23 protein-coding genes are annotated in these 26,949 nt (G+C 73.0%); 15 read left to right on the top strand and 8 right to left on the bottom strand.

The features are described from left to right. Positions 1-51: 51 nt before the first annotated feature. From BX283_RS22810 to BX283_RS22825, 5 genes are all read left to right on the top strand, one after another. The gene (locus BX283_RS22810; protein WP_257583580.1) at positions 52-1,881 is read left to right on the top strand and encodes an alpha/beta fold hydrolase; all 1,830 of its coding nucleotides are present in this window, start codon (positions 52-54) and stop codon (positions 1,879-1,881) included. A gap of 372 nt (positions 1,882-2,253) precedes the next feature. Further along, the gene (locus BX283_RS42190; protein ID WP_306822815.1) at positions 2,254-4,263 is read left to right on the top strand and encodes an AfsR/SARP family transcriptional regulator; all 2,010 of its coding nucleotides are present in this window, start codon (positions 2,254-2,256) and stop codon (positions 4,261-4,263) included. Further along, on the top strand, positions 4,260-5,249 hold the full coding sequence (locus tag BX283_RS42195; protein WP_306822816.1) for a tetratricopeptide repeat protein: 990 nt from the start codon (positions 4,260-4,262) through the stop codon (positions 5,247-5,249). The genes BX283_RS42190 and BX283_RS42195 overlap by 4 nt, the downstream gene beginning before the upstream one ends. Before the next feature lie 63 nt (positions 5,250-5,312). Further along, entirely contained in the window at positions 5,313-5,849 is a 537-nt protein-coding gene (locus BX283_RS22820; RefSeq protein WP_101389385.1) for a SigE family RNA polymerase sigma factor, read from the top strand. A gap of 114 nt (positions 5,850-5,963) precedes the next feature. Continuing rightward, positions 5,964-7,205: a hypothetical protein gene (locus BX283_RS22825; RefSeq protein WP_101389386.1), complete on the top strand. Its 1,242-nt coding sequence runs from the start codon at positions 5,964-5,966 to the stop codon at positions 7,203-7,205. 149 nt (positions 7,206-7,354) lie between these two features. Here BX283_RS22825 and BX283_RS22830 read toward each other — a convergent pair whose 3' ends face one another. Together BX283_RS22830 and BX283_RS22835 are read right to left on the bottom strand one after the other, a co-directional pair. Continuing rightward, positions 7,355-9,052 (bottom strand): bifunctional 3'-5' exonuclease/DNA polymerase, encoded by a 1,698-nt coding sequence (locus BX283_RS22830; protein WP_101392525.1) that lies wholly within the window; start codon positions 9,050-9,052, stop codon positions 7,355-7,357. A gap of 75 nt (positions 9,053-9,127) precedes the next feature. Then, positions 9,128-10,015: an NAD(P)H-binding protein gene (locus BX283_RS22835; protein ID WP_257583585.1), complete on the bottom strand. Its 888-nt coding sequence runs from the start codon at positions 10,013-10,015 to the stop codon at positions 9,128-9,130. Between the two features lie 49 nt (positions 10,016-10,064). On the opposite strand from BX283_RS22835, the gene BX283_RS22840 reads away from it, so the two are divergent. The 3 genes from BX283_RS22840 (at position 10,065) to BX283_RS22850 (ending at position 14,012) form a co-directional block, all read left to right on the top strand. Beyond that, positions 10,065-10,484: a helix-turn-helix domain-containing protein gene (locus BX283_RS22840; protein WP_101389388.1), complete on the top strand. Its 420-nt coding sequence runs from the start codon at positions 10,065-10,067 to the stop codon at positions 10,482-10,484. Beyond that, entirely contained in the window at positions 10,481-11,617 is a 1,137-nt protein-coding gene (locus BX283_RS22845) for a DUF2786 domain-containing protein (RefSeq protein WP_101389389.1), read from the top strand. Before BX283_RS22840 ends, BX283_RS22845 begins: the two co-directional genes overlap by 4 nt. A 307-nt stretch (positions 11,618-11,924) precedes the next feature. Next, entirely contained in the window at positions 11,925-14,012 is a 2,088-nt protein-coding gene (locus BX283_RS22850; protein WP_101389390.1) for an FUSC family protein, read from the top strand. Positions 14,013-14,021: 9 nt separating this feature from the next. On the opposite strand, the gene BX283_RS22855 is transcribed toward BX283_RS22850, so the two are convergent. Beyond that, positions 14,022-14,519: a hypothetical protein gene (locus tag BX283_RS22855; protein ID WP_101389391.1), complete on the bottom strand. Its 498-nt coding sequence runs from the start codon at positions 14,517-14,519 to the stop codon at positions 14,022-14,024. A 240-nt stretch (positions 14,520-14,759) separates the two neighbouring features. Here BX283_RS22855 and BX283_RS22860 point away from each other — a divergent pair, with 240 nt between their 5' ends. Then, positions 14,760-14,999 carry a DUF397 domain-containing protein gene (locus tag BX283_RS22860; protein ID WP_180357232.1) on the top strand — a complete coding sequence of 80 codons (240 nt, stop codon included), beginning with the start codon at positions 14,760-14,762 and terminating at the stop codon, positions 14,997-14,999. Positions 15,000-15,129: 130 nt separating this feature from the next. Here BX283_RS22860 and BX283_RS22865 read toward each other — a convergent pair whose 3' ends face one another. Next, the gene (locus BX283_RS22865; protein WP_101389392.1) at positions 15,130-15,633 is read right to left on the bottom strand and encodes an ATP-binding protein; all 504 of its coding nucleotides are present in this window, start codon (positions 15,631-15,633) and stop codon (positions 15,130-15,132) included. A gap of 311 nt (positions 15,634-15,944) precedes the next feature. On the opposite strand from BX283_RS22865, the gene BX283_RS22870 reads away from it, so the two are divergent. The 3 genes from BX283_RS22870 to BX283_RS22880 all read left to right on the top strand — a co-directional run bounded on the left by BX283_RS22870 (position 15,945) and on the right by BX283_RS22880 (position 19,056). Then, complete coding sequence (locus BX283_RS22870; protein ID WP_101389393.1) at positions 15,945-16,808, top strand: helix-turn-helix transcriptional regulator; 864 nt, start codon at positions 15,945-15,947, stop codon at positions 16,806-16,808. Between the two features lie 122 nt (positions 16,809-16,930). Beyond that, on the top strand, positions 16,931-18,388 hold the full coding sequence (locus BX283_RS22875; RefSeq protein WP_101389394.1) for an aldehyde dehydrogenase family protein: 1,458 nt from the start codon (positions 16,931-16,933) through the stop codon (positions 18,386-18,388). Positions 18,389-18,438: 50 nt separating this feature from the next. Beyond that, on the top strand, positions 18,439-19,056 hold the full coding sequence (locus tag BX283_RS22880) for a PadR family transcriptional regulator (protein WP_101389395.1): 618 nt from the start codon (positions 18,439-18,441) through the stop codon (positions 19,054-19,056). Positions 19,057-19,159: 103 nt separating this feature from the next. Here BX283_RS22880 and BX283_RS22885 read toward each other — a convergent pair whose 3' ends face one another. Next, positions 19,160-20,590: a glutamate decarboxylase gene (locus BX283_RS22885; RefSeq protein ID WP_101389396.1), complete on the bottom strand. Its 1,431-nt coding sequence runs from the start codon at positions 20,588-20,590 to the stop codon at positions 19,160-19,162. Positions 20,591-20,603: 13 nt separating this feature from the next. Further along, on the bottom strand, positions 20,604-20,969 hold the full coding sequence (locus BX283_RS22890; RefSeq protein ID WP_101389397.1) for a YbjQ family protein: 366 nt from the start codon (positions 20,967-20,969) through the stop codon (positions 20,604-20,606). A 173-nt stretch (positions 20,970-21,142) separates the two neighbouring features. Here BX283_RS22890 and BX283_RS22895 point away from each other — a divergent pair, with 173 nt between their 5' ends. Next, entirely contained in the window at positions 21,143-21,853 is a 711-nt protein-coding gene (locus BX283_RS22895; RefSeq protein ID WP_101389398.1) for a DedA family protein, read from the top strand. Between the two features lie 36 nt (positions 21,854-21,889). Here the strand turns inward: BX283_RS22895 and BX283_RS22900 are convergent, their stop codons facing one another. Together BX283_RS22900 and BX283_RS22905 are read right to left on the bottom strand one after the other, a co-directional pair. Further along, entirely contained in the window at positions 21,890-23,530 is a 1,641-nt protein-coding gene (locus BX283_RS22900) for a threonine/serine exporter ThrE family protein (RefSeq protein ID WP_101389399.1), read from the bottom strand. 129 nt (positions 23,531-23,659) lie between these two features. Next, positions 23,660-24,154, bottom strand: coding sequence for an inorganic diphosphatase (locus tag BX283_RS22905; protein WP_101389400.1), 495 nt, complete (start codon positions 24,152-24,154; stop codon positions 23,660-23,662). Between the two features lie 184 nt (positions 24,155-24,338). On the opposite strand from BX283_RS22905, the gene dacB reads away from it, so the two are divergent. Together dacB and BX283_RS22915 are read left to right on the top strand one after the other, a co-directional pair. Then, the gene (dacB, locus tag BX283_RS22910) at positions 24,339-25,751 is read left to right on the top strand and encodes a D-alanyl-D-alanine carboxypeptidase/D-alanyl-D-alanine-endopeptidase (RefSeq protein WP_373979279.1); all 1,413 of its coding nucleotides are present in this window, start codon (positions 24,339-24,341) and stop codon (positions 25,749-25,751) included. 54 nt (positions 25,752-25,805) lie between these two features. Then, positions 25,806-26,945, top strand: coding sequence for a zinc-dependent metalloprotease (locus BX283_RS22915; protein ID WP_101389402.1), 1,140 nt, complete (start codon positions 25,806-25,808; stop codon positions 26,943-26,945). Positions 26,946-26,949: the final 4 nt, after the last annotated feature.

Here is a 26,949-nt window from a genome sequence, read left to right on the forward strand (position 1 = left end):
TCGGGGACTTAGGCTGGAGGAGCCTGGCGATCATGAGGGGGAGTGGCTGACGTGGCCGAAGTGACGGAACTGGTCGGGGAGTTCGACGGGGAGCGGATCAGCTGCGCGGTGGCGGAGCCCGACGCAATGATCCCCTCCGTCACGGTCGTCCTGCTGCACGGCGCCGGAATCGGCGACAAGGCGCGGCTCGCGGAGCTGGGGGAGGACTTCCGCTCGCGTGGCCACCGCGTCCTCGCCCTCGACTTCTCCGGGCACGGCGCCTCCAGCGGCGACCTCGCGGAGCTGAGCCTGGAACGCCGCTTCCGGCAGGCGCGGGAGGCGGTCGACGCGTACGTTCCGTCCGGCCAGAGCCTGGTCCTGACCGGCTTCAGCATGAGCGGCCAGACCGTCGCGGACCTGGCCGCGCACTACGGCTCCCGGGTCGCGGGGATCGGCCTGTGCGCGCCCGCCGTGTACGCGGACGCGGCCTGGTCCGAGCCGTTCGGGGCCGAGCCGGGAGCGCCGGGGACCCCGCCGGGGGCACCCGTCTCACGCTTCACCGAGATCCTCCGGACGCCCGACAGCTGGCGCGGCTCGCGCGCCCTCGACGTCTTCCGGTCGCTGCGCACCCGGGTGGTCCTGGCCGTACCCGAAGTGGACGAGATCATTCCGTACGCTGTCACGGAGGCGGTGGCGCAGGCGCTGGCCGAGGGGAACGAGCCCCGCTTCACCCGGCTGGTGTTCGAGGGCGCGCACCACCGGCTCGGGGTGTGGTTCAAGGAGCACCCGGCTGAGCGCGGGCGGTTCGTGGACGCGGTCCTGGACGACCTGGGCGCGGACGGCTGGGAGCTGACCCGCCGCTGGGTCGACAAGTCGCTTCCGCAGGGCGAGCGGGTACGGGACGCGGTGGCGCTGCGGGGCGGGTGGACTTCACAGATGCGGCTGGTCCGTACGGAGGTGGCCGACGGCATACGTACGGAGGTCGCCGACGGCATACGTCCTGAAGGCGGCGGCATACGTACAGAAGGCGGCGGTGGTGCCGAGGGTTTGCGTGCAGAGGGCGGCGGCAGCGCCGAGGGTGGGCGCACAGAATCAGCCACTTCCGTACGCGAATTGGTGCTGCGCTCCTTCGCCAAGCCCTTCTACCGGCGGCACGCGGCGGGCCTCCTCGCGCGCGAGGCCGCGGTGCTCGGGCTGCTGGCGGGGACGGGCGTGCCCGCGCCCGCGCTCGTGGCGGCCGATCCGCACGGCGAGCACTGCGACCACCCCTCGCTGCTGATGACCCGCCTGGAGGGCGCGGTCCGGCTGGACGAGGAGGGGCTGGAGCGGCGGATCGAGCTGCTCGCGGGGCAGTTGCTGGACATCCACCGCCTCCCGGTGGCGGCGGCCAACCGGCCCCGGGAGTACGAGCCCTGGACCTCCGCCGACCGGGTGCGCGTCCCGGAGGGCACCCGGCGGCCCGAGGTCTGGCGCCGGGCGGTCGACGTCATCCGGCAGCCGCCGCCCCCGTACGGGGGGTGCTTCCTGCACCGGGACTTCCACCCGGGGAACGTGCTGTTCAGCGGCGTGGGCGACGAGCTGCGGATCAGCGGGGTCGTCGACTGGGTGGAGACGTCGTGGGGCCCGGCCGCGCTCGACGTGGCGCACTGCTCGACGGCGCTCGCGCTGCTGCACGGGGCCGGGGCAGCCCGGGAGTTCGTGGCGCGGTACACCGCCGGGGGCGGGCGGCTCGGCGCCGGGCTGCTCCACTGGCAGCTCCTGGACGCGCTGGCGTACGCGCCGGACGCCGAGAAGGTCGCGGGGCCGTGGCGGGAGCTCGGGCGCACGGACCTGACGCCTGAGCTGCTGAGCGGACGGCTGGAGGAGTACATCGCGTCGCTGCTAGACGGGGAGACCGACTGAGAGGCGCGCCCAAGACGCTTGAGCGGCCCAAAGGTTGTACGCATTCGTAAAATTGGCGCAAAATCGCTGGACCGGCCAGGGGGCGGTCTGCGCCGCCGGACAGGCGCGCACCGAGGGGCGAAGGGGCGCCCGCCGGGCGGGCGCGGACAGGACGAGGTCCCCGGGCACTCACCTGGGATGCCCGAGGACCTCTCTGTCCTTCGGATCCGTTCCGACGGCGACACTCCCCCGAGGGTGGTCGTCCACCGAGCACCGGCGGCCCGGATCCGATGGAAAGATCTAATCAGCGCCCACCAACAGATCGCTAACATGTGGCCAACGGTCAGCGGGGCAGCCGGTGGACGGGCAGTGGGGGAACCGGTGGAGTTCGGCGTGTGCGTGCGATTCGGCCTGCTCGGCCCACTGACCGTGGGAGGCGAACCTGTCGGCGGCGGCAAGGTCCGTTCCCTGCTCGCCGCCCTGCTGATGCGGCCCGGCCGGGTCGTCCCCAGCGACGACCTGAAGGTGGCGCTGTGGGGCGACGACCCGCCCGCCTCCGCCACCGCGTCGCTGCACAACCACGTCGCCCGGCTGCGGCGGCTGCTCGACTCCGAGGACCGGGTACGGGCCGTGCCGCCGGGATACGTGCTGCGGGTCGACCCCGGCGAGCTCGACACCGAGGTCTTCGAGGCCCACGCGCGCGTGGCGCTCGCCGCGCACAACCGGGGCGACTGGCCGACGGTCGCCGAGGAGACCGCCGCCGCCCTCGCGCTGTGGCGCGGCGCGCCCCTCAGCGGGCTCTACGACCCGGCCGACGGCGAGCCCGCCCTGGTCCAGCGGCTCGGCGAGACCCGGCTGCTCGTCCTGGAGTGGAAGTACGAGGCGGAGCTGCGGCTCGGCCGCCATGAGGGGATCGGGCCGGAACTGGCGGCGCTGACCGGCCAGTTCCCGCTGCGCGAGGCCTTCCACCGGCAGCTGATGCTGGTGCTGCACCGCACCGGGCGTCAGGCGGAGGCGCTCGCCGTGCACCAGCGGCTGCGCCGCACCCTGGTCGAGGAGCTGGGCGTCGACCCCGGTCCCGCTGTCCAGGAGGCGCACCGGGAGATCCTGCGGGAGCCCGCGCCCCGCGCCGAGCTGCCCACCCCGGCCCAACTGCCTCCCGGCCCCGCCCATTTCACCGGCCGCGGCGATCTGGTGGCGCGGCTGTGGGCCGCCCTGACCCAGGGGAGGCGGCAGCCGCAGGAGCCCGGCGGGCCTCCGGCAGGGGCGGCGGTCCACCCCGCGGCTCCTGCACCGCGCGCGTCCGCCGCCCGGCACGAGGGCGTGCCCGCCGCCGCCCTCGCCGTGATCACCGGCATGGCCGGGGTCGGCAAGAGCGCGCTCGCCGTCCATGTGGCGCACGCCCTGCGCGAGGAGTTCCCGGACGGGCAGCTGTATCTGAACCTGCGCGGCGCGACCCCCGGGCTCCCCCCGCTCCCGCCGATCCAGGCGCTCGCCGCGCTGCTCAACGCGCTGGGCGTCGACTCCCGCAACGTCCCCGACACGCCCGACGCGGCGGCCGCGCTGCTGCGCTCCCGGCTCGCCCCGACCCGTACGCTCCTCGTCCTCGACGACGCGGCCTCCGCCGCCCAGGTACGGCACCTGCTGCCCGCCGGGGACGGCTGCGCGGTGGTCGTGACCAGCCGGTCGCCGCTGGCCGCGCTCGACGGCGCCACTCGCTTCCCGCTCGCCCCGATGACCGCCGACGAGAGCCTCGGCCTGCTCCGGGCCGTCTCCGGGCGCCAACTGGCCGACGGCGCGGCCCGGCTGGTCGAGCTCTGCGGGCGGCTGCCGCTGGCGCTGCGGGTCGCGGCCGCCCGGCTCGCCGCCCGCCGCGCGCTCAGCCCCGACGCGCTCGCCGGGCTCCTCGACGCCGAGGACGGGCGCCTGGACCACCTGGAGTACGACGACCTGAGCGTGCGCCGCTCGCTCGCCGTCGCGCTCGGCGCGCTCGACCCGGACGCGGCGCTCGCCCTGCGCCGCCTGGGAGCGCTGGACCTGCCCGCGTACGAAGTCCCCGTCGTCGCCCGGCTGATGGGCCTGCCCGAGCAGCGGGCGGGGGCCGCGCTCGACCGCCTCGTGGAGGTGGCGCTCCTGGAGGAGATCTCGTACGGGCGGTACGCGCCGCACGACCTGGTGCGCGACTTCGCCCGTGAGCTGGCCGCCCAGGACGACGGGCGGGAGGCGGCCGTCGAGCGCGGGCTGCGCTGGTACGCCGAGGCCGCCCGGCAGAGCGGCCTGACCCTGTCCCCGCCCGAGCGCGAGGGCCCCGCGCGCGTGCCCGAGCCCGTCGGGGACGCCGCGCCCTTCCCGGACACCGCCGCCGCGTTGGCCTGGGGGACCGCGAACTGCCCGCCGTCGTGACGCTCACCGAGCGGTACGCGCGCTCCTCACCGACCTTGTTCCTGCTGGTCAGGGCGTACTTCAGCCATCTCCAGTACCGGGGCAAGTACGGCGCGCTGCGCCATCTCAACCGGTTCGTCCTGAGCGCCGCCCGGGCGAGCGGCGACCGGGTCGCGCAGGCGCATGCCATCGGGGACCTCGCCGGGGCGCACTTCCTGGCCAGCCGCATCGAGGAGGCACTGGCCCTCAACGACGAGGCGATCGCGCTCTGGCAGGAGCTCGGCGAGCGGGGCCGCACCCAGCGCACCCTCGCCAACCGCGGCATGCTCCTGGAGCGCCTCGGCCGGCACGCCGAGGCCGCCGAGCCGCTGGAGCGGAGCCTGGCCCTGACCCGCGAGCTCGACGACGCCTATGGCGAGGCGATCATCCTCAGCCACCTCGGCAACCTGCACGAGCACACCGACGCGCGCGTGGCCATCGCCTACCACGAGCGCAGCCTCGCGACCGGCTGCCGCATCGGCAGCGAGCTCCTGGCGCACACCGCGCACTGCAACATCGGGTACGCGCACCTCACCCTGGGCGAATGGGCCGCCGCCGTCGGCCACTTCGAGCGGGCGCTGTGCATCCTCGGCGACCAGGGCGACTGGCACGGGCGGTCCCAGTCGTGGGTGGGCCTGGTCCGGGTCCTGGGCGAGCTGGGCCGTACCGACGAGGCGTACGCCGCCTGCGCGAACCTGCTCGACCAGGCCGTCGAGCGGTGCGACGCGTACAGCGAGGGGCTTGGCAGGCGTGAGTACGGCCGCCTGGAGCGGTCGCGCGGGCGGATCGCGCAGGCGCGGGTCCAGTGGGAGCTGGCGCTGAAGGCCCTGGAGGGCGGCGACCCGAAGGCGCACGCGGAGGTGACGGAACTGCTGGCGGGGCTGGACGCGGGGCCGGACGTGGGGCCGGAAGGGGAGCTGGACGCGGGGCCGGACGGGGAGGGGCGGGGCCGGGCGGAAGTCGGGTGAAACATTCCTGGCCTCCTGGCGCGTCAATGAGGTGTAGGGGAGGTCAAGGGGTCGGGGGAGAGCATGAGAAAGCTGGGGCAGCCGAGGCAGCCGAAACAAGCGCGCACGGATGAGTTCCTGGAGTTCGCGTCTGGCCGAGCGAACCACCTGTTCCGCGCCGCGTGCCTGCTGACCAGCGGCGACACTCATCTCGCCGAGGACCTGGTGCAGGAGACGCTGGGCCGGATGTACGCGATGTGGGGCCGGATCTCCAGGATCGACAACCCCGCGGGATACGCGCAGACGATGCTCGTGCGCACGTTCCTCACCCACCGGCGGCGCCGCTCGGCCGCCGAACGGCCGATAGGGGAACTGCCGGACCGGCCCGTGACCACGGACGGAGACCCGGCGCTGCGGCTCGCGCTGCTCGACGCGCTCGCCCGGCTGGCGCCCAAGGACCGCGCTGTGGTGGTCCTGCGGTACTGGGAGGACCACAGCGTCGAGGAGACGGCGGAGGCGATGCGGGTCAGCTCGGCCGCGGTCCGCACCCGCTCGGTCCGCGCGCTGGCGAAACTGCGCGAACACCTGGGCGGCAGCCTCGCGGAACTCGCAGCGCTCTGACCCGCGAACCAGGCACCGCGAACCACGCACCAGGCACCAGGCAAGACGAGCCACGCACCACCACCGACGACCGACCGCCGACCACGAACACGAAGCGAGGAGTGGGGTTTCACCATGCCTTTTGAAGACCAGCTCGGGGACGCGATGCGCAGCACCGGCGACGGCTTCGTCCCGCAGGACAGCCGCGCGCTGCTCGACGGCGCCCTGATGAGCGGCCGCCGCCGACTGGCCCGGCGCCGGGCCGCCACGGTGACCGGCAGTGTGGTGGCGCTGGCCGCGGTGGGCCTCGGCGGCGCCTGGGCGAGCGGGCTGGTCGGCGGCTCCTCCGGCGGCTCGCGGGACTCCGGCGGTCCGGCCGCGTCCGTGGCGGCGCCGCCCAAGTCGACGCTTCCGGAAGGGGTGTCGGTCACCGCCGAGCAGATGATCAAGAACCTCATCGCGCTCCTCCCGCCCGGGAAGACCAGTAACGAGCAGGGCAGTGGCGCGGACCGGACAGGCAAGAAGTTCGCGTCGCCGACCGCGTCGGTCGTCTTCGACGACGGCAAGGGCCAGGGCTCGATCGGGATCTCGCTGAGCACGATCGATCCGGCGGGCGAGGGCGCCACCGGATATGTGACCTGCCCCTCGAAGGCGATCACGGACTACGACCACTGCGCGGCCGAAGTGCTCCCCGACGGCTCGCGGTTCATGCTCTTCCAGGGGTACGAGTACCCGGACCGCCGCGAGGAGACGAAGAACTGGCGGGCCACGCTGATCACTCCGAAGGGCGTACTGGTCGACGCGAGCGAGCACAACGCGGCGGCCGAGAAGGGCGGGAAGACAACCCGCGTCGACCCGCCGCTGACCGGAGCGCAGATGAAGGCGCTGGTCACGGCCGAGGTGTGGAAGACGACCATGGCGGGTGCCAAGGTGCCGCGCTCGGAGCCGGTGCGCCGGGGCGAGCCGAGCGGGGCCGCGATGCAGCGCGAGCTGGCCGCCTCCCTGCCGAAGGGGCTCAAGGTCGTGGACCAGGGCAACCAGGGTGGCTACGCGTTCGCGGTCGTGGACGACGGCAAGGGCAAGAGCCTGGTCGGGATCAACGTCCAGCCCGGGATGGGCGACGTGCCGCTCCAGGGCACGGTGTCGACGCTGCCCAACGGCACCCGGGTCGGCGAGGAGCAGCGACCGGGGGAGAAGGGCGGCGCGGGCGTGGTGTGGTGGACGGTCGACACGATACGGACGAACGGCCTCCGGGTGGTCATCAGCGCGTTCAACACGGGCAACCAGAACGCGCCCGCCACCCGGGCCACTCCGGCGCTGACCATGTCGCAGCTGAAGGAGATCGCGTTGGATGCGAAGTGGGACAAGTTGAGCTGAGCGCTCGACTCGGAGGCGCGGGGATTCCGGTGCGGGCCGGTGGGGGGTGCTCGCGGGTGGGGCGCTCGCGGGTGGGGTGCTTGCGCCCACGTGGCGGAACCGCACATGTCACAGCCCCGCCCCCCTGTGGGGCGCCCCGGCGGGACACCTCACTTCACCTCCGAGTACCGCTGCACCACCGCCGTCGTGAACGGGAACCTCACCGGGGTCTGGCCGAAGGCGATGCGGCCGGCGAGTTCGCCCGCGGCGCGGATCGCCTGTACGACCTGGGGGGCCTCCGCCTCGGGGCAGTGGACGATGACCTCGTCGTGCTGGAAGAAGACCAGCTCGGCCCGCATTCCGGCGGTGGCGAGCTCCTGGCGCAGCGCGGCGAGCAGCAGCAGGGCCCAGTCGGCGGCGCTGCCCTGGACGACGAAGTTGCGGGTGAAGCGGCCCCGGGCGCGCGCGTTGGTGGACGCGTAGCCGGGGGTGAACTCGCCGTCTGGGGAGGTGAGTTCGGCGCCGCCCTCCTGGGGGAGGCCCGCCTCGCCGTCGTCGCCCGCCCCGGCCGCGGGCGGGCTGGTGCGGCCGAGCCAGGTGCGTACGAGATGGCCCTCCTCGCCCGCCTTCGCGGCGTCGTCGACGTACGCCACGGCCCGGGGGAAGCGGCGGCGCAGGGCGGCGAGGTTCTTGAGGCCGTCGCCGGACGTCTGGCCGTAGATCGCGCCGAGCAGGGCGATCTTGGCGTGGTCGCGGTCGCCGGAGAAGGCGCGGTCGGACAGGGCGGTATAGAGGTCGCCGTCGTGCCCGGCCACCTCCATCAGCCCCGGGTCGCGGGAGATCGCGGCGAGGACGCGCGGCTCCATCTGGTCGGCGTCGGCCACCACCAGGCGCCAGCCCTCGTCGGCCACCACCGCCTGCCGGATGACCTTGGGGATCTGGAGCGCGCCCCCGCCGTTGGTGGTCCAGCGGCCGCTGACCGTGCCCCCCGGGGTGTACTCGGGACGGAAGCGGCCGTCGCGCACCCAGTCGTGCAGCCAGCTCCAGCCGTGCGCGGTCCAGATCCGGTACAGCTTCTTGTAGGCGACCAGCGGTGCCACGGCCGGGTGGTCGATCTCCTCCAGGGCCCAGCGGCGGGTGGAGGTGATCCGGATGCCCGCCTCGGCGAACGCCTTGATGACGTCGGCGGGCAGATCGGGCCGGACCCGGCGGCCGAACGCGGCCGACACCTCGTCCGCGAGCTCGGCGAGGCGGCGGGGCTCGCCGCCGCCCGCGTACCGCTCGCCGAGCAGGTCGTTCAGCAGGGCGCGGTGGACGTCCGCGCGCCAGGGCAGGCCCGCCCGGTTCATCTCGGCGGCCACCAGCATCCCGGCGGACTCGGAGGCGGTGAGCAGCCGCATCCGGCCGGGGTGCTCGGCCTTCTCGTGCCGCCGCTGCTGCTCCGCGTACACCTCGACCAGGGCTTCGAGGGGCAGGGCGGTGCCGCTCGGCGGCTCGAAGAGGGGGGACTGGCGGCCGGGCTCGGCGGCGCGGGCGCGAGGGTCCGCCGGTACGGGCAGGTGGTGCAGCCGGGCCCAGGCGGCCGCCGCCGAACGCGGCTCGCCGAGGCGGCCCTCGTGGCCGAGGAGGAGCAGCTCGGCGGCCTCGATGTCGTAGCACCGCTCGACGCGGACGCCGGCGGCGAGCAGGCGCGGGTAGATGTCCGCGGTGGAGCGCCACACCCAGCGCCCCACACCGGGCCGGGCCCGGACGGCCCCGGCCAGATCGGGCTCGTGCGCCACGGGCCCTTCGGGCAGCCCGTCCCGCCCGAGGGCGACGAGCCGCGCGCCGCCGTCCTCGGTGGGGTCCACCGCCCACTTCTCGTCCACGAGTGCGAGTGTGGCACCGGCCACTGACAACGGCGTTCCGAGGCGCGGGGAAGGGACCAGGGGAAGGGGAAGGGGCTACCGGCCGGATGCCGCGGCCACCGCCTCCGCGTACACCTCCAGCGCGTCGAGCGGTGCGCAGCCGAGGAGCTCCCGCAGCTCGCCCGCGTCCGGGGTGGCGAGGAAGCCGCCGGCGATCGCCGAGTACGTGCCGACCAGCATCGGGACCTGGAAGTCCAGCGCCCCGGACGCGGAGATCCGTTCGCGCGCGTCGGCCAGCGTCTCCGGCGCGTACGTCGTTCCGGTCGCGGCGGCCAGTTCGGCGCCGCCGAGGGCGCGGGGGCCGGCGAGTTCATAGACCCGGCCCGCGTGCGGGGCGGGGTCGAGGGCGACGCGGGCCGCGATCTCGGCCAGGTCGGCGCGTGCCACCGCCGCGAGGCGGCCGTCGGCCAGCGGCGCGGTGAGGCGCCCGTCGGCGTCCGGGGCGGCGAGGAAGGCGAGGAGCTCGGCGTAGAGGCCGTTGCGCAGGACCGTCCATTTCAAAGAAGTGGACGCGCTCAGACGGCGCTCGGTCCAGCGGTGGGCGAGGGCGTACGGCAGGTGGTCGCCCGCGCCGGTGAGGCTGGTGTAGACGACGTGGCGCACCCCGGCGCGCTCGGCCACCGAGATCGCGGCGTCGTGGCGGGCGATGACGGTGTCGTCCTCGCCGTAGCCGGCGGAGATCAGCAGCAGGGTGTCGACCCCGGCGAACGCCCCGGGCAGGGACTCGGGCTCGTCGAAGTCGACGCGCCGGGCGCCGGGCAGCGGTGCGCGCGTGCCGAGCACGACGTCGTCGCGGCCCGCGAGGCGCTCGGCTACGAGTCGGCCCAGACCGCCGGAGACACCGGTGACGAGCAGCATGGAGGACTCCCAGGAGAGGCGGGTGAGGAACGCGCACAGGGATCTGTTCGCGGTGGTGTTCGACAACTGCGACCATCGTCTGCGGTTCGGCACGCGCGCGTAAGGAGGCACTTCGATGTCAGTGGGGCACACGGAGGTAACCACCCCCGGGGACCGGCGGGTGATCGCCGACCCCGTGATCAGCTGCGAGACCCCGCAGGACGAGTGCGGGGTGCGCGATGTGCTCGACCGGCTCGGCGACAAGTGGTCGGTGTACGTGGTGGTCGAACTCGCCGCGGGCGTCAAGCGGTTCCGCCAGCTCCAGCGGGCCGTGCCCGGCATCTCGCAGCGGATGCTGACGCTGACCCTGCGGCGTCTGGAGCGCGACGGTCTGGTGGACCGGACGGTGTATCCGACGGTCCCCGCGCAGGTCGAGTACGAGCTGACCGCGATGGGCCACAGCCTCACCCACCTGGTCAAGGCGCTCGCCGACTGGTCGATCGGCCACCGGGACGCGATCGCCCGGGCCCGCCGGGACTGGGACGCGGCGCAGTGACGACGGTCGAGCGGGCGCTGGCCGCGGCGCTGTACGCCGAGTCCGATACGGACCTGGACACGGGTGCATCGCTGCTGGCCGCCGACCCGTCCGCCGACGCCGAGCTCGCCCTGCGCGGGCAGGAGCTGGTCGGGCGGGCGTGGGAGCGGGGCTGGCAGCCGGCCGATGTCGTACGGATGGTCAGGCGCGAGCTGGCGGAGCCGCACGTACGGCTGGCCGTGGAGCTCGTGCTCGTACAGCTGAAGCGGTACGAGCGACTGCCGGCGCGGTGGGCGGAGCAGGCCGACGCGCTCGCGGACGCCGTCCGGGGCGCGGGCGAGCGGTCGGAGGACCGCTTCACGCGCGCGACGACGGTCCTTGAGCTGTACCGGCTGCTGCTGCGGCTGCCCGCGATCGAGCCGGTGGGGCCGGTGCCGGGTACGCCCGTGCATCTGCCGCCGGTGCACGGCGAGCCCAAGACGCTGACGCGGATCCGGGCGCTGCTGGCCAAGGCGGAGGCGACGGAGTTCCCGCAGGAGGCGGAGGCGCTGAGCGCCAAGGCGCAGGAGCTGATGGCGCTGCACAGCATCGACGAGGCGGTGCTCGCGGCGGGCGGTCAGCGGGGGGACGCGCCGGGGGCGTGCCGGATCGGGGTGGACGCGCCGTACGAGACGGCCAAGGCGATCCTGCTCGACGCGGTCGCCTCGGCCAACCACTGCCGGGCGGTGTGGAACGGCGAGTTCGGCTTCTCGACGGTGGTGGGCTTCGAGGCCGACCTGGAGGCGGTCGAGCTGCTCTACACGTCGCTGCTGGTGCAGGGGACCGCGGCGATGACGCGGGCGGAGGCCTTGCAGCGGGCGGGCGGCCGTAAGCGGACGAAGACGTTCCGGCAGTCTTTCCTGCTGGCGTACGCGAACCGGCTCGGCGACCTCCTGTCGGCGACGGCCCGCGAGGTGGAGTCCACGGCGTCCCCCGACCTGCTGCCGGTGCTGGCCACGCGCGCGGTGGCGGTCGCGGGGCGGGCGGAGGAGATGTTTCCGCGGACGGTACGGACGCGGGTGCGGGGGGCGACGGATGCGGCGGGCTGGGAGTCCGGCACGACGGCGGCCAACCGCGCCCACCACGGCCCGGCCCGCCGACGCTTGCCGGGCTGACCCCGTCTGCCGGGGCGGCGCTCCCTGCCCCCGCACCCCGCTTTCGGGGCTGCGCCCCCATGTCCCTGTTCGTCTGCGGACCGTAGATGGCTGGTCGCGCAGTTCCCCGCGCCCCTAGGGGATGCGGGCGAGTGTGATGGCGAAGCCGAGCCCTTTAGGGGCGCGGGGAACTGCGCGACCAGCCCAAGACGGCCCGCGGACAAACACGGGGCCCGGGGCGCAGCCCCCGGAGAAATCCACCTTTACCCACCCCCACCCCCGGAGGGTTTAGGGAAGGGGCGGGGTGGGGGATCGATACGCTCGCCCCATGAGCTGGCTCCGCTCCCTCAAAGCCACCGCCCGATCGGGGCTGAGCGTAGAGCGGCGGCGGCTGGAGCCCACCGTCGCGCTGCGCGGAGCCACCGGACTCGCCCTGGTCGTCGGCGTCAGCCTCGTCACCCTCGGCCCCACCGCCGCCGTGAGCTCCGCGTTCGGCGCGTTCCAGGCCGCCATCGCCACCTTCCAGCGCAGCTGGCGCCCCCGCCCGGTCCTGGCGCTCGCGTCCGGCGCCAGCCTCGCCCTCTCCACCTTCCTGGGCTACCTCGTCGGCGCCCACTCCCCGTTCTTCCTGGCCCTGCTCGCCGTCTGGACGTTCGCCGCCGGTCTCGCCTGGGCCGTCGGCCCCACCGCCGGGATCATCGCCTCCTCCAACGTGGCGATCATGCTGGTCACCGTCACCCTGCCCACCTCGATCGCGACCGCCGCCGGGCACGCCGCGATGATCGCCGCGGGCGGCGTCGTCCAGGCGGCCCTCGTCGTGCTCGTCCCGATCCGCCGCTGGGGCGCCCAGCGCGACGCGCTCGCCGACGCGCTGGCCGCCGAGGCCGACTACGCCCGCCGCCTCCGGCAGGACCCGCGCGCCGCCTTCGACCCGGAGCCTCTGATGACGGCCCGGCTGGCCGCCACCGTCACCCCCCGGGAGGCCCGCCGCCGCCCGGCGGAGCTGCACGGATCCCGGGGCGTGGCCGAGCGGATCCGGCCGGTCCTCGCCTCGCTCGCGGACCCCGCGCTCGGCGTGCCGGAGCAGGGCCCCGAGCGCGACCGGGTGCGCGAACTGCTCGGCGCCGCCGCCTCCGTGCTCGACGCGGCCGCCCGCGCGATCCGGCACGGCGAGGCCGTACGCATCCCGGCGCCCGCCGAGGCCGCGCTCAGGACGCCCGACACCGGCGCGATCCTCAGCGGCCCCGCCTTCCGCGCCGCCACCCGCCTGATCGCGCTGCTCGGCGACGTCGTGGAGACGGCCGAGGGCACCGGAGGCGACGACTCCGAGCCGCTGCTGCGGCCCACCCTGCCCCGGCTCGTCCCGCTCGCCCTGCGCACCATGCGCGCCGAGCTGGGCCGCCGCGACTCCCCGGTCTTCCGGCACGCCGCCCGGGTCTGCGCGGTCGCCGCCGCCGGATACCTCCTGGGCAAGGCCCTCCCGCTCGGCCACGGCTACTGGGCGCCGATGGCCTCCGTCATGGTGATGCGCCCGGACTTCTCGCAGACGTACTCCCGCGCGGTCGCCCGCTTCGGCGGCACCCTCGTCGGCGTCGCCCTCGCCACCGGTCTCGTCCAGCTCACCCACCCGGGCCCCGGCCTCTCGGCCGCGCTGGCGGTGCTCTGCGCGTTCCTGATGTACCTGCTGATGCGTACGGGATACGCGGCGGCCAGCGCGTGCACCTCCGCGTATGTGGTCTTCCTGCTCGGCACCGGCGGCCTCCAGTGGACCCAGACCGTCCCCGACCGGGTGCTGCTCACCTTGCTCGGCGGGGTGCTGGCGATGGCCGCGTACGCGCTCTACCCGGCCTGGGAGACGCCCCGGCTGCGCACCCGGCTCGCGGACTGGCTGGCCGCCTGCGGGCGGTACGCGGCGGCGGTCGTCGAGCGGTACGCCGACCCCGCGGCGCCCGCCGACGAGGTGCGCCGGGCGCTGCTCGCCACCCGCGCGGCCCGGGTCGCCTGGCAGGAGGCCCTGGAACGGGCCACCCACGAACCGGTGCGCCACCGGGGGCTGTCCCGGGCCGCCGCCGAGGGCGCCGGGCACGCGGTGGGGCAGCTCGGCCGGATCGCGATGCTGATGGAGGCGCACGTCCCCGAGCGCGGCGCGCCCCCGGTCCCGGCCGCCGCCGCGTTCGCCGGGGCGCTGCGCGGGGCCACCGAGCGCGGTGCGAAGGCGGTGCGGGAGCGGCGGGTGCCGCGGTGGGACGAGGCGGAGCAGGCGCTGGCCGCGTGGGATGTCGGCGAGGGGGCGCCTGACCGGGTCGTGCGCAAGGGCGCGGGGCTGCTGCTGCACTCCCTGGAGGAGCTCTCGGACGCGCTCGCCTCGCCCGCCCCGCCGATGGCCCTCAAGGACGCCGGGACGCCGAGGTCCTGAAGGGGAGCGTCAGGGAGTCGGCAGGCCCGCCGTCGGGATGGCCGTCGGCAGCTTCCCGTCCAGCTCCGACTTGGTGTAGGTGTCGGTCTTGCCGCCCTCCCACTTCACCGTGAGGGTCTTGCGGTCCGCGCTCAGCGAGGGCATGCCCGCCGCCCGGTCGGTGTTGCCGTCGGCGCACTTCAGCTCGATCATCGCCATGCCGTTGTCGCTGACCGTGCCGCTGCACGTGTGTTCGCCGCCGAGCGCCACGGTCGTACCGCTGATCACCAGGGCGGTGGGCCTGCCCTCGAGGACGGCCGCCCAGGCGCCGGCGATGTCCTTGGCGGCCACCTTGCCGCCGCCGGTGCTCCCGTTGCCGCTGCCGCCGCTCGGGCTCGCGCTCTGCCCGCTGCCGCCGGTGTCCTTCTCCTTGGGCTTGTCGCCGCCGTCCGAGCTGGAGCACCCGGCCACGGTGAGACAAGCGGCGAGCGCCACGGCGCCCGCCCCGGTACGTACATGCCTGCGCACTGCGAAATCCCCTTGGTAGGACGGTTTCCGGACGCGTCAAGCTACCAGCGCGTGAACCAGGGGGGCGTGAGACGCGTCTATACCCAGTGGACGAGTAGTCCAACCCGGTGGAATGCCTGTAACGGCCCGAGTACCGCGCGTGCACGTGCATATGCTCATGCAGGCGCACATGAACACGGCTATGATCCGGGGCAGTTGACCTTTCACAGATGCACGCCTGCACATCCCCCGGGAGCGACCTTGCACCACGCGTACAACGGCATGGCGGCAACGGAGCTTCAGGGTGTCGTCTGGCAGAAGAGCAGGCACAGCAACTCCCAAGGGACCTGCGTGGAGTTCGCCCGGCTGCCGGGAGGAAGGGTTGCCGTCCGCAACTCGACGTTCCCGGACGGACCCGCGCTGGTCTACACACGGGCGGAGATCGAGGCGATGCTGCTCGGCGTCAAGGACGGCGAGTTCGACCACCTGATCACCGACTGAGTCCGCGGCATCCCCGGGATCCCCGCTATCCCCAGGGCTCATCGACCCCGCATACGCGAACGGGCCCCCAACCGGGGGCCCTCATGTCGTACAGGTGAGAACAGGTGGGAAGTGCGGCTCGTGCGGCCGGTCAGTCGACCGGCTGGAGGCGGAACAAGGCCCAGACCACCTTGCCGCTCAGCGTGCCCGTGAGCGGGTGCCAGCCCCAGGAGTCGCTGAACGAGTCCACCAGGAACAGTCCGCGCCCCGACTCCGCGTCGCAGTCGTCCGACCCGGGCGAGGAGGGGCTGTCCACGCTGGGGTCGCGTACCGCGCACACCAGCCGGCTGGTCCACCGCATCAGATGCAGCCGCACGGGCGGCGCGTCCGGCTCACGGGCGGTGTCGGCGGGCAGCGCGTGGCGCAGGGCGTTGGTGACGAGCTCCGAGACGACCAGGGCCACTTCGTCGAAGCGCTCCGACAGCTCCCACTGGCCGAGCGTCTTCTTGGTGAACTGCCGGGCACCGCGCACGGCTTCGTAGCGGGCGGGCAGCGCACAGGAGGCGGAACTGGCCACGGCGGACGGGTCGATGGGCGGGAGGGTCTGCCTTAAAGGCTCCAACGGCTCCAGCATGGTCGATCCATTCGTCCCCATGCGAGGCACTCCCGGGATTCGCGGCCGTGGCGGTACAGGCGAACGTGGCGTACAGCAGAACAGAACGCTAGGCACAGCAGGACACAAGACGAGCACGCAGGTGCGCGGGGACCATGGTTCCGAATGGCCGCTCCTGATGCAAGGGCAGATGCACGTGCACGTGCCGGGCGTGTCCAATCCCGTGGTGATTGTTGCTCATTTCTTCCCGAGGCCGATTTCGGAGCTTGACCATTTCCGTAATCGATTGAGTACGGGGTGAAGCGTTTTGGTGGCAGACTGCCGTGCACCGTCGGTTGGGGAGGGACAGCGAAGTGACCGCAGGAGAGTCGAGCGGGTCGGTGGTCCGGCGCATTCTGCTGGGCTCACAGCTCAGGCGCCTGCGCGAGTCCCGGGGCATCACCCGTGAGGCCGCCGGGTATTCGATCAGGGCGTCCGAGTCGAAGATCAGTCGTATGGAGTTGGGGCGGGTGAGCTTCAAGGCAAGGGATGTCGAAGACCTGCTGACGCTCTACGGGGTCACCGACGACGCCGAGCGCGCGTCGCTCCTGGGGCTGGCCAAAGAGGCCAACATCGCGGGCTGGTGGCACAGTTACGGCGATGTGCTGCCCGGCTGGTTCCAGACGTACATCGGTCTGGAGGGCGCGGCCTCCCTCATCCGGATCTACGAAGTGCAGTTCGTCCACGGCCTGTTGCAGACCGAGGCGTACGCCCACGCCGTCGTGAGGCGCGGTATGCCCAACGGGTCCAACGCGGAGATCGACCGCCGGGTGGCGCTGCGCCTGGAGCGCCAGAAGGCCCTCGTCTCCGAGCGGGCGCCGAGGTTCCACGCCGTCCTGGACGAGGCGGCGCTGCGCCGCCCGTACGGCGAACGGGACGTGATGCGCGGCCAGTTGAAGCACCTCATCGAGGTGTCCGAGCAGCCGAACGTGACACTCCAGGTGATGCCGTTCAGCTTCGGCGGACACGCCGGCGAGAGCGGGGCCTTCACCCTGCTGCGCTTCCCGGAGTCCGACCTCTCCGACATCGTCTATCTGGAGCAGCTCACCAGCTCCCTCTACCTGGACAAGCCGGAGGAGGTCGCCCAGTACGACAGGGCGATGGAGCGGCTCCAGAAGGACAGTCCGGGCCCGGAGGAAAGCCGCGATCTTCTCCGTGGACTACTCCAACTCATCTGATACGTCAGTACGATGACGTCACATCAGGGTTGTGTACCAGAAGCGGGGGACACAGTGGACGCGACGACGAACACGTTCGCGACGGACACGGTGGCGGCGCAGTGGCAGCAGTAAGGGATGGCATGTCCTTCTTCACCGACCTGGCCCACCAGTACATCGACGGCGAGTGGCGCACCGGCAGCGGGTCGTGGGACATCATCGACTTCGATCCGTACAACGGGGAGAAGCTCGCCGCCATCACGGTCGCCACGGTGGACGAGGTCGACGAGGCCTATCGCGCGGCCGAGCGCGCCCAGGTCGGCTGGGGTGAGACCAACCCGTACAGCCGAAGACTGGTCTTCGAGCGCGCGCTGCGGATCACCGAGGAGCGCGAGCCGGAGATCATCGAGGCGATCGTCACCGAGCTGGGCGGCACCCGCCTCAAAGCCGGTTACGAGGTGCACCTCGCCAAGGAGTTCCTGCGCGAGGCGATACAGCTGGCGATCCGGCCGGAGGGCCGGATCCTGCCCTCGCCCGTCGACGGCAAGGAGAACCGCGTCTACCGGCTGCCGGTCGGCGTGGTCGGGGTGATCAGCCCCTTCAACTTCCCCTTCCTGGTGACGCTGAAGTCGGTCGCACCGGCGCTCGCGCTCGGCAACGCCGTCGTCATCAAGCCGAACCAGAACGCGCCGGTGGTCGGCGGCGGCCTCATCGCCAAGATCTTCGAGGACGCGGGCCTGCCGGCCGGGCTGCTGAACGTGCTGGTCACGGATATCGCCGAGATAGGCGACGCGCTGATAGAGCACCCGGTGCCCAAGGTGATCTCGTTCGCCGGCTCCGACCGCACCGGCCGCCATGTGGCCGCCGTCGCGGGCAGCCACTTCAAGCGGGCGATCCTGGAGCTGAGCGGCAACAGCGCGCTGGTCGTCCTGGACGACGCGGACATCGACTACGCGGTCGAGGCGGCGGTTTTCAGCCGTTTCGTCTACCAGGGTCAGGTCTGTATGGCCGCCAACCGGGTCCTGGTGGACCGGAGCATCGAGCAGAAGTTCACCGAGAAGTTCTGCGCGCGCGTAGCCGCCCTCAAGACCGGTGATCCGGCCGACCCGGCCACCGACATCGGCCCGGTGATCAACAACTTCCAGGCGGACGCGCTCACTTCGCTGGTCGACCAGGCCCTGGCCGAGGGCGCCACCGCGCTGGTCCGGGGCCGCACCCGCGGCAGCCTCGTCGAGCCGACCGTCCTGACCGGGCTGCCGGAGGACTCCCCGCTGCTGCGGCAGGAGATCTTCGGGCCTGTCGTGCTGCTGCTCTCCTTCGACGGCGAGGAGGAGGCGGTACGGATGGCCAACGACAGCCCGTACGGACTGAGCGGCGCCGTCCACACCGCCAACGTGGAGCGGGGCGTGCGGTTCGCCAAGCGGATCGTCACCGGGATGATCCACGTCAACGACTCGACCATCCAGGACGAGCCGCTGGTGTCGTTCGGCGGCGAGAAGTACTCGGGGCTGGGACGGCTGAACGGGGATTCGACGATCGAGGCGTTCACCACCCAGAAGTGGATCTCCGTGCAGCACGGGAGAAGCCTCTTCCCGTTCTGAGCGACCGGGTGGTTGCTCTCGCGAACGGATGAGGTCATAGGCTGAGGCGCATGTCAGCGATCCGTCTCCTCGTGCTCGGCGCGATCCGCCAGCACGGCCGGGCGCACGGCTACCAGGTCCGCAACGACCTGGAGTACTGGGGCGCCCACGAGTGGTCCAACGCCAAGCCCGGCTCGATCTACCACGCCCTCAAACAGATGGCGAAGGAGGGCGTACTGCACGCCCACGAGATCGCGCCGAGCACGGCGGGCGGTCCGCCGCGCACCGAGTACGAGCTGACGGACGCGGGTTTCGAGGAGTATCTGAAGCTGCTGCGCGCGGCGCTGACCTCGTACGACCAGAAGATGGACATGCTCTCGGCGGCGATCGGCTTCATGGTCGACCTGCCGCGCACGGAGGTGGTGGCGCTCCTGCGCGACCGCCTGGAGCGCCTGGCGGCGTGGCGCGCCAGGGTGACGGAGCACTACATCCCCGAGGACGGCCCCGAGTCCCTCGGCCACATCGGCGAGATCATGAACATGTGGGTCCACTCGGCGGACGGGGAGGCGGAGTGGACGGGCGGCCTGATCACGAGGATCGAGGCGGGCGCGTACACGTTCGCGGGGGAGGGGAAACCGTTCGTGGCAGTGCTGGCGGACGGCGAGGCGAACCCGTACGCGGAGAAGTGAGGGTGCTGCCCGGCTTTTAGGGGCGCGGGGCTGTGACATGTGCGGCTCCGCCGCGCGGGCGCGACCAGCCCCCCACCGGCCCGCAGACGAACACGCAACCCACTCAGTGGTGGAAGGCAGTAGCCACAGACTCGTCCCGCCCGAGTGGACCGGGCTGCCGGCGCAGCTCCGGCAGCAGCCGCCCCAGGTCCTCCACCAGCATCGCCGCCAGATCCGCCGAGAACCCGTTCCGGCACACCACCCGCAGCACGGACAGATCCTCCCGGTGCGGCGGGAACGTGTACGCGGGCACCAGCCACCCCTTCTCCCGCAGCCGCCGCGACACGTCGAACACGTCGAACCGCTCCACCTCAGGCGCCGTCGTGAACGCGAACACCGGCAACTCGTTGCCGCGCGTGAGCAGCCGGAAGTCGCCCAGCGCCTCCACGCGCTCGGCGAGCGTCCGCGCCACGTCCCGGGTGGTCTGCTGCACCGCCCGGAACCCCTCCCGCCCCAGGCGCAGGAAGGTGTAGTACTGCGCCACCACCTGCGCCCCCGGCCGCGAGAAGTTCAGCGCGAACGTGGGCATGTCGCCGCCCAGGTAGTTCACCCGGAAGACCAGCTCTTCCGGGAGCTCCTGCGCCGAGCGCCACAGGGCCCACCCCACGCCCGGGTACACCAGCCCGTACTTGTGCCCGGACGTGTTGATCGACGCGACCCTGGGCAGCCGGAAGTCCCACACCAGGTCCTCGTCCAGGAAGGGCGCCACCATCGCCCCCGACGCGCCGTCCACATGGACCGGCACGTCCAGCCCCGTACGCTCCTGCAACGCGTCGAGCGCCGCGCAGAGTTCCGCGATCGGCTCGTACGATCCGTCGAAGGTAGAGCCGAGGATCCCGACCACGCCGATCGTGTTCTCGTCGCACAGCTCGGCCGCCGCCAGCGGGTCGAGGTGGAAGCGGTCGCCCTCCATCGGGACCTGGCGTGCCTCGACCTCCCAGAAGGTGCAGAACTTCTCCCAGCAGACCTGGACGTTCACGCCCATCACCAGGTTCGGCACCGCGTCCCGCCCCGGATAGCGGTCCGCGTTCCGCTTCGCCCAGCGCCGCTTGAGCGCCATCCCGGCGAGCATGCACGCCTCGCTCGACCCCGTCGTCGAGCAGCCCACCGCCCCGGCCGGGTCGGGCGCGTGCCACAGGTCGGCGAGCATCGCCACACAGCGCCGCTCCAGCTCGGCGGTGCGCGGGTACTCATCCTTGTCGATCATGTTCTTGTCCCGGCACTCCGCCATCAGCACCCCGGCCTGCGGCTCCATCCAGGTGGTGACGAAGGTGGCCAGGTTGAGCCGGGAGTTGCCGTCCAGCATCAGTTCGTCGTGGACGAGCTGGTACGCCGTGGCGGGGGCCAGCGGGCGGTCCGGCAGCCGGTGCCGGGGCGGCGCGGACGTCATGGAGCCGACCGGGTCGGCCTCCCCGTAGAACGGGTTGAGGGCGAGCCGCCCGTACTCCTTCTCGTACTCCTGCGCCTTCTTGTCGGCGCCCGGGTGCAGTGCCACGGCCGTCCCCTCCTCAGAGCTTCGTGATCACGACCGCCGTTCCGTACGCGCAGACCTCCGTCCCGACGTCGGCCGCCTCGGTGACGTCGAACCGCATCATGAGGACGGCGTTCGCCCCACGCGTGCGTGCCTGCTCCACCAGGCGCTCCATGGCCTGGTTCCGGGTCTGCACGAGCGTCTTCGTCAGCCCCTTCAACTCGCCGCCGATCATGGACTTCAGCCCGGCGCCGATCTGGCTGCCGAGGTGGCGCGAGCGCACGGTCAGGCCGAAGACCTCGCCGATGACCTGCTGGACCTGATAGCCGGGTACGTCGTTCGTCGTCACGACCAGTACGTCGGACTGCGCGCCCTGCCCGCCGCCGTATTCCTCGATGCCCATCGCGCCGCCTTCCTGGAGGATCCTGGGACCCAGCTTCGTACCCGCCAGGGCCCGGCGCATCCCCAGGAACCCGGTGGAACCTGGAGCGTGCCGGAGGCGTTGATAGCTTTGGCCCGTCAACGCGCGCTTACGCGCCCCCCACCCCGACCCCTGACCCAGGAGCGCCGGAACCCGTGACCAACCTCGCACTCGGTCCGAGCTGGCTGGACCCCGACCAGCTGCTGTCGTCGTTCGGCCTGGCCGGTCTGCTGGTGATCGTCTTCGCCGAGTCCGGCCTGCTCATCGGCTTCTTCCTGCCGGGCGACTCGCTCCTGTTCACCTGCGGTCTGCTGGTCACCAGCGGCAAGATCGACCACCCGCTGTGGCTGGTCTGCGTGGCGGTCGTGGCCGCGGCCGTCGTGGGCGACCAGGTGGGCTACCTCTTCGGCCGCAAGGTCGGACCCTCGCTCTTCAACCGGCCGGACTCCAGGCTCTTCAAGCAGGAGAACGTGGAGAAGGCCCACGACTTCTTCGAGAAGTACGGCCCGAAGTCGCTGGTACTGGCCCGGTTCGTGCCGATCGTGCGGACGTTCACGCCGATCATCGCGGGCGTCAGCCGGATGAACTACCGCTCCTTCATCACGTACAACGTGATCGGCGGCACGCTGTGGGGCGCGGGCGTGACGCTGCTCGGCGCGGCGCTCGGCAACGTCGAGTTCGTGCACAAGAACATCGAGCTGATGCTGGTCGCGATCGTGCTCGTCTCGGTGGTCCCGATCGCGATCGAGTACCTGCGGGCCCGCTCCAAGGCGAAGAAGGCGGGTCCGGGCGGCCCCGGCGCGGCAGGTCCGTCTGGCCCGCGCGCGCCCCAGCCCCCGCAGCGCAGGCGCCACGCCAAGCGCTGAAGCCCCCCAGGGCGCGGGGCTTAGAAGCCTCGCGTCCTAGAAGCCTCGCGTCCGCTTCGCCGCCTTGCGGGCCGCTCCAGGTGCCTTGAGGAACATCCGGGACATCTCGCTCCCGAGGTTCACCCCGATCGCGATCGCCATCGCCAGCGCCGCCGCCTTGGCGATGTTGGCGAGCCCCTGGTCCCGGTGGTTCTGGGCGATCGCGAGCACGCCGAAGTACGTGGCGGAGCCGGGCAGCAGCGGCCCGATCGCCGCCGTCACGTACGGCAGCGCCGAGGTGTTGCGGTAGCGCGCGACCAGCTGCCCGAACAGGCCGACCAGCCCCGCCGCCACCGCCGTCGCCATGATCGGCGAGCCCTTCGCGGTGACCGCGATCGACGCGTAGATCACCCAGGCGATCCCGCCGTTCACCGTCGCGATCCACACGGTGGAACGTTCCTGCTGGAGCAGGACGGCGAACGTCAGACACAGGGCCATCGAGGCCAGGGTCTGCACGATGGGCCGCTCGATGGGGCTCAGCGCCCCTTCCGGGTTCAGCTTGGCGTCGACCTGGAGCCCCCCGTACAGCACGGTGAGCACGCCGATCACGATGGCCACGAAGAAGTACGTGACCTCCAGCAGACGGGCCGAGGCGGTGATGTAGAAGCCGGTCAGGCCGTCCTGGACGGCGGCCACCAGCGCCCGCCCCGGGATCAGGGCGAAGAGCCCACCGGTGATCACCGCCGAGGGCCGCAGGTCCCAGCCGAGCAGGCTGAGCGCCACACCCATCGCCGCGGGCGGCATCGCCGCCACCACGAACTGATAGAACTCGGGCAGCCCGCGCGCCGCGCAGAGCCAGGCCAGCCGGTCGCCGAGGATGGCGCCGGCCGCGGCCACCAGGAACACCGTCACACCGCCGCCCACCAGCACGGAGGCCGCCCCGGCGAGCCCGCCCGCGGCCGCGGTGAGGACCCAGCCGGGGTACGGGTGCCGGTTTCGGCGGATCTCGGCGAGGCGGCGGTAGGCCTCTTCGAGGGTGACGTCGTGCTCGGGGCTGGTCATGTCCGTGACGAGCCGGTGGACGGCCGCCAGGCGCGTGTAGTCGGTGCCCCGGCGGCGTACCGTCCGGTTCGCCGTGACCGGGTCGTCCACCAGGGACGGCTGGTGGGTGATCGACAGCAGGGTGAAGGTCACCGTCGGCTCGCAGCGGTCCAGGCCGTAACTGCGGCAGATCGCGAACATCGCCGCCTCGACGTCCTCCGCGCCCTCGCCGCCCGCGAGCAGCAGCTCGCCGATACGCAGCGTCAGGTCGAGCACGCGCGGCACGGCGGGCCCGGCCTCGTCGGTCTTCGGAGCCGTCTCCGGCACCGGCCGGTCGCCCACCGGCATCCGCAGCATGGTGCGCATCCGGTCCTGCCAGGGCGCGTCCTTGGAGAGCCGCACCAGCGGCAGCCCGGCGGTGGTGATCGTCGCGGACGGGGCCTCGCGGGCCGAGTAGGTGCGGGGCGGCGCGAAGGCGGAGACGGGCTGCTCCACGACCGGTTCGGGCTCCGGCACCCCGGCCGGCAGCGCGAACTCGGAGGTCGGCGCGTCCTCCTCGGGGGGCCCGGGCTGCTCCACCCCGTCGGGAGCCGCGAAGGCGCTGCGCGCCTCGTCGGAGGGCGGCTTGCGATCCTCCGGCACCTGCTGCTCAGCCACCCCTTACCTCCCTCCGGTCCCATCCGTACGCATGCGTGTGCCCAGTATGTGGGCGATCATCAAGTCGTACGACAACGGGCGGCGCACCCCGGAAGGTGCACCGCCCGTCGTCGTACGGATGAGAACGCGTCAGTGCGCGCCGCCCTGCGCCTCAAGGCGCTTGTAGGAGGCCTTGATCTCTTCCTCGGCCTCGGCGCGGCCGACCCAGTTGGCGCCCTCGACGGACTTGCCGGGCTCCAGGTCCTTGTAGACCTCGAAGAAGTGCTGGATCTCCAGGCGGTCGAACTCGGAGACGTGGTGGATGTCGCGCAGGTGCTCGACGCGCGGGTCGGACGCCGGCACGCAGAGCAGCTTGTCGTCGCCGCCCGCCTCGTCGGTCATACGGAACATGCCGATGGCGCGGCAGCGGATCAGGCAGCCCGGGAAGGTCGGCTCGTCCAGGATGACCAGCGCGTCCAGCGGGTCGCCGTCCTCGCCGAGGGTGTTCTCGACGAAGCCGTAGTCCGCCGGGTAGCTGGTGGAGGTGAAGAGCCGACGGTCCAGGCGGATCCGGCCGGTCTCGTGGTCCACCTCGTACTTGTTCCGCGAACCCTTCGGGATCTCGATGGTGACGTCGAACTCCACGGGTGGCTCTCCTCAGTGATCAGCACATGCATGGGACGGTTCTGCGCCCCCGGGCCGGGCCCGGGACGTTCAGCCGGATGGGCCGCCGGTGCTGACCCGGAGTGCCATGTTCGCGGCAAGACGCAGTTCTGGTGATTAAGTGTCCCTCACGCAGGTGTGTGATCGCGAAAGGGGCTGGTCCTCGGTGCCGGGACCCAAGACTTGGCAGCTCATGGCGGGTGCGGCTGCGGTAGGCCTGGCGGTGGCGGCCGGAGCGGTGGCCACGGCCGGTCCCTGGGACTCGGGCCAGCGTACGGCCGAGCGCGACAAGGCGGCGGCCGGTCACCGGACAGGTGGCGCACATCACCTGGGCGCGCCCCCCGCACCGGCGCCCGCGCCCAGCGCGAGGGGCGTGCTCACCGCGCTGAGCGCCCCCGCGGACGCCCCCGCGGACACCGCGCTCGACCAGGTCCTCGGCCCCCTGCTCGCCGCGCCCGGCCTCGGCCCGCAGCCCGCCGCCGCCGTGTACGACACGGCCACCGGCAAGCAGCTCTACGGGCAGCGCGCGGACACCGCGATGACGCCCGCCTCCACGGTCAAGATCGCCACCGCGGTGGCCGCCCTGTCGGCGCTCGGCCCCGACCACCGCATCCCCACCACCGTCGTCGCCCCCGCCACCGGCAACCTGCTCACCCTCGTCGGCGGCGGCGACCCCACCCTCGGCAAGGACGGCCTGCGCGCCCTGGCCGACGCCACCGCCCGCGCCCTGCGCACCCGGGGCTTCACCGACGCGGCCCTCGCCTACGACCTCTCCCGCTACAGCGGGCCCGAGCTGCACCCCATCGGCCCGAACGAGAACCTCGCGCCCGTCGTCGCCCTGATGACCGACGAAGGCCGGACCGACGGCAGCGAGAGCGGGCCCGCCCCGCGCACCGCGGACCCGGCGGGCGACACCGCCCGTACGTTCGCCTCGCTGCTGCGCGAGCGCGGCATCGCCCTCACGGCCCCGCCCGGGCCCGGCAGGGCCCCGCAGGGCGCCACCGAGCTCGCCCGCACCCTCTCCGCGCCGCTCTCGGACCTGGTCGAGCGGATGCTGACCAACAGCGACAACGACCTCGCCGAGGCGCTCGCCCGCCAGACCGCCGTCGCGGCCCGGCTCCCCGCCGACTTCGGCGGCGCCGCCAAGGCCGTCGCCGACCGGCTCGCCGCGCTCGGCCTGCCGCAGGCCGCCACCGCCCGGTTCGCCGACGGCAGCGGCCTCAGCCGCGAGGACCGGGTCAGCGCCCAGCTCCTGACCCTGCTGCTCGCCCGCGCCGCCGACCCCGCCCACCCGGAGCTGCGCCCGGTCCTGACCGGCCTGCCCGTCGCCGGGTTCACCGGCACCCTGCGCGCCCGCTACGGGGCCGCCTCCTCGGGCACCGGCCTGGTCCGCGCCAAGACCGGCACCCTCTCCGGCGTCAACGCGCTCGCGGGCACCGTCGTGGACGCCGACGGCCATCTGCTCGCCTTCGCCTTCCTCGCCGCCGGCACCCCCGGACCCGACCCGGCCCAGCGCGCCCTCGACAGGCTCGCCGACCGACTGGCCCGTTGCGGCTGCCACGCCGCCCCCGCTTCGTAAGCACCCGGCTTCAACCCCCCTCCCCTCAAGGAGGGGACAACGTACGGTTGACGCATGACAGGCATCGGTGGTGCTGCTTCTGCTGGGATGGTCGACTGGAACCTCGCGGTGGCGACCGCGACCCGACTGGTGAGGCCGGGGCCCGACGTGAGCCGGGACGAGGCGCGGGCCGTCGTCGCCGAGCTGCGCCGGCACGCCAAGGCCTCCGAGGAACACGTGCGGGCCTTCACCCGGATGATCCCGGACAGCGTGCGGCCCGCCGACACCCCGGTCCTCGTGGTCGACCGCGCGGGCTGGGTCAAGGCCAACGTGGCCGGCTTCCGGGAACTCCTGAAGCCGCTGCTCGACAAGATGCAGGAGCGCCGCGGCAGCAGCCCGGGCGGCGCCGTGCTCGGCGCGGTCGGCGGCAAGGTCACCGGCGTGGAGCTGGGCATGCTGCTCAGCTTCCTGTCCTCGCGCGTCCTCGGGCAGTACGAGACGTTCGCGCCCCCCACCCGCGAGCTCCCGGCCGGGGAGAACGGCGGCGGCCGCCTCCTGCTGGTCGCCCCCAACATCGTCCACGTGGAGCGCGAGCTCGACGTCGACCCGCACGACTTCCGGCTCTGGGTGTGCCTGCACGAGGAGACCCACCGCACCCAGTTCACCGGCGTGCCCTGGCTGCGCGACCACCTCGAAGGCGAAATCCAGTCATTCCTGGGTGAGACCGACGTCGACCCGATGACCGTCCTGGAGCGGCTGCGCGAGGCCGCCCAGTCGCTCAGCGGAAGCCGCCCCGAGGGCGAGGAGGGCGACAGCGGCCGCTCCCTGGTCGAGCTGGTGCAGACCCCCGCCCAGCGCGAGATCCTCGGCCGCCTCACCGCCGTGATGTCCCTGCTCGAAGGCCACGCGGACTTCGTGATGGACGGGGTGGGACCGCAGGTCGTGCCCTCGGTGGCCGAGATCCGTGAGAAGTTCCAGCAGCGCCGTGCCAAGGGCGCCTCCCGCCTCGACCAGGCCCTGCGCAAGCTGCTCGGACTCGACGCGAAACTGCGCCAGTACCGCGACGGCGAGCGGTTCGTACGGGCCGTCGTCGACCAGGTCGGCATGGACGGCTTCAACCGGGTCTGGACCTCGCCCAACACGCTCCCCACCAAGGCGGAGATCGCCAAACCGGCGGACTGGGTCGCGCGGGTGCACCGCAGGACGGAGGGCTGATCCC

The organism is Streptomyces sp. TLI_146 (assembly GCF_002846415.1).
GTDB lineage: Bacteria > Actinomycetota > Actinomycetes > Streptomycetales > Streptomycetaceae > Streptomyces.

What these genes read in the sequence shown, in the direction of transcription:
- BX283_RS22840 (WP_101389388.1), top strand. Translation starts at nt 10,065, where the DNA reads ATGTCAGTGGGGCACACGGAGGTAACCACCCCCGGGGACCGGCGGGTG.
- BX283_RS22865 (WP_101389392.1), bottom strand. Translation starts at nt 15,633, where the DNA reads ATGGGGACGAATGGATCGACCATGCTGGAGCCGTTGGAGCCTTTAAGG.
- BX283_RS22820 (WP_101389385.1), top strand. Translation starts at nt 5,313, where the DNA reads ATGAGAAAGCTGGGGCAGCCGAGGCAGCCGAAACAAGCGCGCACGGAT.
- BX283_RS22880 (WP_101389395.1), top strand. Translation starts at nt 18,439, where the DNA reads ATGTCAGCGATCCGTCTCCTCGTGCTCGGCGCGATCCGCCAGCACGGC.
- BX283_RS22825 (WP_101389386.1), top strand. Translation starts at nt 5,964, where the DNA reads ATGCCTTTTGAAGACCAGCTCGGGGACGCGATGCGCAGCACCGGCGAC.
- BX283_RS22890 (WP_101389397.1), bottom strand. Translation starts at nt 20,969, where the DNA reads ATGGGCATCGAGGAATACGGCGGCGGGCAGGGCGCGCAGTCCGACGTA.
- BX283_RS22915 (WP_101389402.1), top strand. Translation starts at nt 25,806, where the DNA reads ATGACAGGCATCGGTGGTGCTGCTTCTGCTGGGATGGTCGACTGGAAC.
- BX283_RS22850 (WP_101389390.1), top strand. Translation starts at nt 11,925, where the DNA reads ATGAGCTGGCTCCGCTCCCTCAAAGCCACCGCCCGATCGGGGCTGAGC.
- BX283_RS22875 (WP_101389394.1), top strand. Translation starts at nt 16,931, where the DNA reads ATGTCCTTCTTCACCGACCTGGCCCACCAGTACATCGACGGCGAGTGG.